Below are 5,715 nucleotides of genomic sequence, written 5' to 3'. Positions count from 1 at the left end.
ATGCTCTTTATTACCTGGACGTGATGCAGGGCGACATTAAAATTGAGGATTGCCAAGTTGTGTTGCCCATCGACATGCTCTTTATTACCAGGTACAATACAGATTGATGTAGAATTAGAATAGGGGGAAACCATGTTATTCTAATCAATATAAGTTTCTCAATTAATGCTACATAGACATACTTTGAAATCCTATTACTATCAATAAAAGGAATTTGGTAAAGTACCTTTTACAAAAATGATGTAGCCTTAAAACATTATAACTACTAAAAATCTCTAATTCCCAGTAACTTATTAGTTAGCAAACCATTTTTTCTAAAGAAAATTGGTCTACAAAGGACTTCACTTTACCATATAGAATTCTACATATAAAAGGAGGGTGTCGCTATGGAAAACGACACAACAAGATCTGAAAAAGCATATTGGACAAACGAAGTTGCTAAAAGATTAGATATAGCAGTTACAACAGTACGCAAGTACGCTACTTTGATGGAAAAACATAATTATAAATTTATACGTAATGAGCATGATCAAAGGGCCTTTTTGGAACGTGACATACTTGTTTTAGAAAATATTCAATCCCTAAGTAAATCACCTGGTATTACATTAGAAGAAGCTGTAAAAACTGTCCTCGAGGATATCCCTAAGACACCCGTGTCGCCACCCGACATAAAGGAGAATGACCAGTTACAAGCTATAATTAAACAATATGGTAATGAATTTACTACACTAAAAAATGAGAATGCTGAGCTAAAAAATATGATGTTAGAATTACAGGATATGATGAGGGAGCAAAAAGAATATATTGCTGTTTCACTTGAAAAACGTGATAAACAAATTACTGAGTTTTATAAAAAGACTATTGAAGAAAAACAAGAGAGAAAAAAAAGTTGGTTCCAGCGTCTCTTTAATAATTAATTACTATTAACCTGATCTTGAGCTAAAGTAATAGTTCAATCAAAACTGTATCGCCCACCGACATAGTATTTTTCCCTAAATAAGATATAATTTAGGATTAAAATAGTAGTTAGTTATTCATATGTCGCCCCGCGATACAAAATCACACTATAAGTACGACATAAGTCGAACTTAAAATAACAATGAGCATTCATATATCGCCCTGCGATATACGCTCCCTCCCACAAGTTGAACTGTAGTTCAACTTGTTTTTTTTATACAAGCAAGTTTAAAGATCATTTGTCTTACTAAATGATCTTTAAACCCTAATTATTTAATGTTTAGAGATACTTAAATCTCTAAAATCCACGTTGTATGCCTAGTAGAATACTTTTGAATGTAATATAAACTAAAATTTAACTTTAATACCGAGAAAAGGGATTATAAATGTTACAGTCATGAACTTATTTTTATAAAAAAATGGATGTAGAAGGGGGTTATAAAAGCTGAGAGGAATAAACAATATTATTTCTAATAGATAAAGGCTTATATATCTTTCTTTTTTAGGCAGGGTGAGAAAAAATCACACTACCCAAACTAATCTTTTCGAATTAACATAGAGAGAGAGTAATGAATCTATTACCTTTGAACAAACCCTGTCTTAAACATTTCATTTTCTAATTAAGTACTCTATTCTCTAATAGATTCATTTCTACGTAGATATGTAGTTAAAAATAATTGTTTTAAGAGATATTATAATTTTTATTGAATTTTGAGACGAGTTAACGCTATAATAAAACTAACAAAAAGGACCGGAATAGAAAAAAGACTTCAACTGTTTAAGAAGTGTTGACCGCACTCTTAAACCGTTCCCCCTAATGACGGTAGGGAAAACACTTGTCGAAGTCTCTTGTTAATAGTTTCATTTTTTCTATAAGATAAAACTTATGTTTTTATTTTATATGAAATAGCTATCTATTTCAAGGGCTTAGTTCATTAAAATCAAGGCATTGTTTTCCTTTTTCCAGGGAAACAGTGTCTTTTTTGTGTTCCTTAAAGGAGACGATGAACAAATGACAAAGATCTTGACCTGTTATTTAAAAGATGTAGACACCTTCAATGGACGGTTCAAATGGTTATGGACCCACAAGTCCACACTTCGGAAAAAGAAAGAAGAGTTTTTAGAAAGTCTTCGTGCCCACTTTAAACAACAACAATCTGCTATACATAAAGAATTTCCTAAAAAGAGAATGGAAATGCTCGATCATGTCATCTATAACCTAGTGGCTACGGGCATTCAAGCGATCCGTTCTGAAACGCTTATGAAGAAATTTAATGTTTCCAAAAGTACCGTTTCTCGTTTTGTACGCTCGTTAAAAGCGACACCGTTTATCATTGTCGCTCGTTACATTAAAGAAGATACAACAGGTACTCATCCGGACAGTTATGTATTTATCCTTAAAAGTCATAAGAACTTTCATCACATTTGCGACGAAATCTTTTTTGCCCATGATACAACAGGAATACAAACGCTTCAACAAGAAGAAATGACCACTCCTGTGACACGTCCTGTGACGCATCCAGAAAGTACTGAAAACGTTGATACAGCAAGCTTAGAGGCCGATAAATCACCTGATGCCTTTATTAACCTTGATTTACCTGTAAATCATATAAATAATCATTTAATATCTGTTTCACAGGCTTTCAGCTATATTAAAGGTGTGCCAAAGAAAGTTAATCAAGTCTATGCAGGTAAGTATGGACATCAACTACAAGACTTTTATGCTCGTATTCAAAATGCAGCAAAGGCAGTAAAAAGAGATACAGAGACTGAGATTAAAAAAGAGCAAGTACATGATATTGCGTATACATCTATTGTGGGATTAGATAAATATGTCCATGAAGCCAATCAACAAGGCAATCCGTTATCCCTACGGGATATGTGTCGATTAATCTATCAAATTGCGAAAAATCAATTCTATGATTTAACAAAGCCTAAAGACCAGGATTATTCATCAGTATACGCAAACCAACAAGAAGTTATACATAACGAAAGCAAAGAAACAACATTGGCTACACCAAAACGGATTATCCGTAAGGAACTCGTTCCAAATTGGTTAAAAGCTGAACAGCAACAAGAAAAAGCTCCAAAAGAAACAGAGATGTCTTTGGATCAACAGCTTGAAATGATTCAGTTAAAGCAAGATTTAGGACAAGATCTCACACCAGCAGAAGAGGATCTGCTACAGGAGCACAGCTCTACGTATAGTTTGTTGGAGATAGCTCAGGTAAAACAAGACCTAGGACAAGCTTTAACACCGGAGGAACAAGGATGTTTGCGTCAACATAACCAGCTAAAAGACACAGCTTCCTAATCAAAAAAAGTAGAAATCTCTTAGAAGCTGATGTTTTAATAGAATATGTTTATTTAGAACTGTGTTCTAAATAAACAATAACTAATAATCTACGCAGGAGGAGAACATTATGCCACATAAAATTACCTTAACGGGATCAGCCACAGGACCACTACGAGAATATGATCGCTACGTTGCCTTTGATATGCGTGAAAAAGGGTCACCATCTGCGCCGAAAGGGTTAAAGAAGAGTACCTTTATTTCGTATACGGTGTTTGTTGCGAAGAAAGCCTTTAATAAAACCGGGCTTACAAAGAAAAGTATCATGCATGAAAAGGTTTTAATTCAAGGGGAACCAACGTTAGATATTCCGATAGATGAATGCCCTGGTGAAGTAGGGGTCATCTGTTTTCAAATTACGGTTCTCCCGAATAAAAATGACAAAGAGAAGAATCAGCCAGAAGAGAAAAAAGAACCTAAACAAGAGGCATCTGCGCCTTCTGAAACACAAAAGAAAACGGAATCTACTAAACAGGAAGGGGCGCAAGCACCTGTTTCTCAACCTCTAGCAAAGGAAGAGAAGAAAGAAGTAAAGTCTATTCAGCCAGAAGTACAACAAGCGCCTACAGAAGAGAAAAAGGCTGAGGAAAAAAAGACAACACTATCCAACCAACCGAAGGGAACTCAGGATCTAGTGAACTTTGATGATATTATCGTTCCTGATGAGTTCTTAAAGACACGCCCAAACCCTGAAAAAACGCAAAAAGTGATCGATTTTGTGAAGCGTACAGGGCGCTTAGATGAGCCATTGACGATTGAAAAAGGATCGAAGATCTTAAAAGATGGATACCGTCGTTATGTCGTAGCCAAAACGGTCAAAATGGATCAAGTTCCTGTTGTATATGAGTATCAAAAGTAAGAACGCAAAGAAAAAGTAACGATTGTTTATCGTTTCACTGACAAATTAGACAAAAACAGACTAAACAAAGTGATAACCTATGTCCAATAGATAAAAGGTAAATGAAACAGGATTTAATCTCTGTTTAGGTAAGATGAACATCTTCATTACTATTCTCTATACGTAGCTTTCTATACATCTAAGTCGCGAATTGGAGGGAGATATAATGACTAAAAACCAAAAACTGTGGACGAAGGAAGAAGATTTATTTCTAAAAGAACAATATGGGCGGATGACACTCCAAAAAATTGGTGAATGTTTAAATCGTAGTAAAGAATCGGTTAATAAACGGGTCTCACGACTACAACTTCGCAACAACCAGAATGGCATACGCAAAAAATGGTCCCCTGACCAAGATACGTTCTTAAAAGTAAATATTAATAAGATGAACAATCGAGAGATTGGAAAACATTTAGGCAAGAGCCCATCTTCTGTTGCGAATCGAATTAGACTGTTAAAATTAGTACGAAATACGTCATTACGCAGATGGACAAAGAAAGAGGATGAATACTTGGTAAAATGGTATGGAGTCAAGTCCCTTGACCAAATATCTAGACGCTTACAGCGAAGTACACAAGCATTAGAGTCTAGATTATATCGTTTAGGTATACGTGGCGTAAGAGCTCATCTAGGGAATGTTACAGTATATGAACTAGCAGAGTGTCTCCAAGTTGATGTTCATACCATTTATAATTGGATTCAGAAAAGAGAATTGCCCTATAACATCTTGAGAGCAAACACACGAACATTTTTAGGAATTGACGTAGCAGCCTTTTGGAAATGGGCACAGCAGAATAAGGAACTTATTAATTTTTCTAAGATATCCCTAAATACTCTTATTCCAGAACCCGACTGGGTAAAGGCACAAAGAAAATATGATTATTTTAATCGACCTAAATATGAAAATAAAAAGTGGACTGAAGAGGAAGATGCCCGTCTATGGTACATGTTTTATCAAGAAGGTCGTACTCAACAAGAAATTGGCCAACTAATCGGTAGATCAGCCCATGGAATTCAACGGAGATTACACCGACTACGGAAAAAGAAGTTACCTCAATAAATCCTACCTTTTTTTAATCGTTTTTACTGCTCTCACATATTAGTCCTTTACATTGCACATTCATTTTGTGAAACAGCCTTTTTTATAAGAAAGGTAGCCCTATAGAAGCATAGAAATTCATGTTATGCTTAAAAATATTATATTTTACACTTTACTATTATCTATTGTTTTATTCCATAAAGGAGAGGACTCTATACGGATAGATGGGGTTCTCTTTTCTCCTTCACTGATTAAATTGTGTTTTCTGGTCTGATAATTTATGAATTGCTGTTGTTAACAATGTTCTTACTTTCTCTTGGGCAGACTGCTTTATGACAGGTTGTTTTTTATTTTCTATGATACTCAAAAACTATTCATACCTATAACAAAGACCGCCCATTATGTATCAGTGTATAAGGCGGTCTTAACTGTATTCATGCTATATGATTATGACCAAAATATCGACAT

4 protein-coding genes are annotated in these 5,715 nt (G+C 34.8%); all 4 read left to right on the top strand.

All coding sequences use genetic code 11. The features are described from left to right. Positions 1–386: 386 nt before the first annotated feature. A complete protein-coding gene (locus ACFX4W_RS01690; protein WP_078082396.1) occupies positions 387–917 on the top strand; it encodes a MerR family transcriptional regulator in 531 nt (176 codons plus the stop codon). A 1,052-nt stretch (positions 918–1,969) separates the two neighbouring features. Then, complete coding sequence (locus ACFX4W_RS01685) at positions 1,970–3,271, top strand: replication protein (RefSeq protein ID WP_377559203.1); 1,302 nt, start codon at positions 1,970–1,972, stop codon at positions 3,269–3,271. Between the two features lie 109 nt (positions 3,272–3,380). Continuing rightward, positions 3,381–4,169, top strand: coding sequence for a ParB N-terminal domain-containing protein (locus tag ACFX4W_RS01680; RefSeq protein ID WP_377559202.1), 789 nt, complete (start codon positions 3,381–3,383; stop codon positions 4,167–4,169). Positions 4,170–4,374: 205 nt separating this feature from the next. Next, the gene (locus ACFX4W_RS01675; protein WP_377559201.1) at positions 4,375–5,268 is read left to right on the top strand and encodes a sigma-70 RNA polymerase sigma factor region 4 domain-containing protein; all 894 of its coding nucleotides are present in this window, start codon (positions 4,375–4,377) and stop codon (positions 5,266–5,268) included. The last annotated feature ends 447 nt before the right edge of the window (positions 5,269–5,715 follow it).

The organism is Priestia sp. YIM B13489 (assembly GCF_042787645.1).
GTDB lineage: Bacteria > Bacillota > Bacilli > Bacillales > Bacillaceae_H > Priestia > Priestia megaterium.
This window is presented reverse-complemented; position numbering and strand designations above follow the sequence as displayed.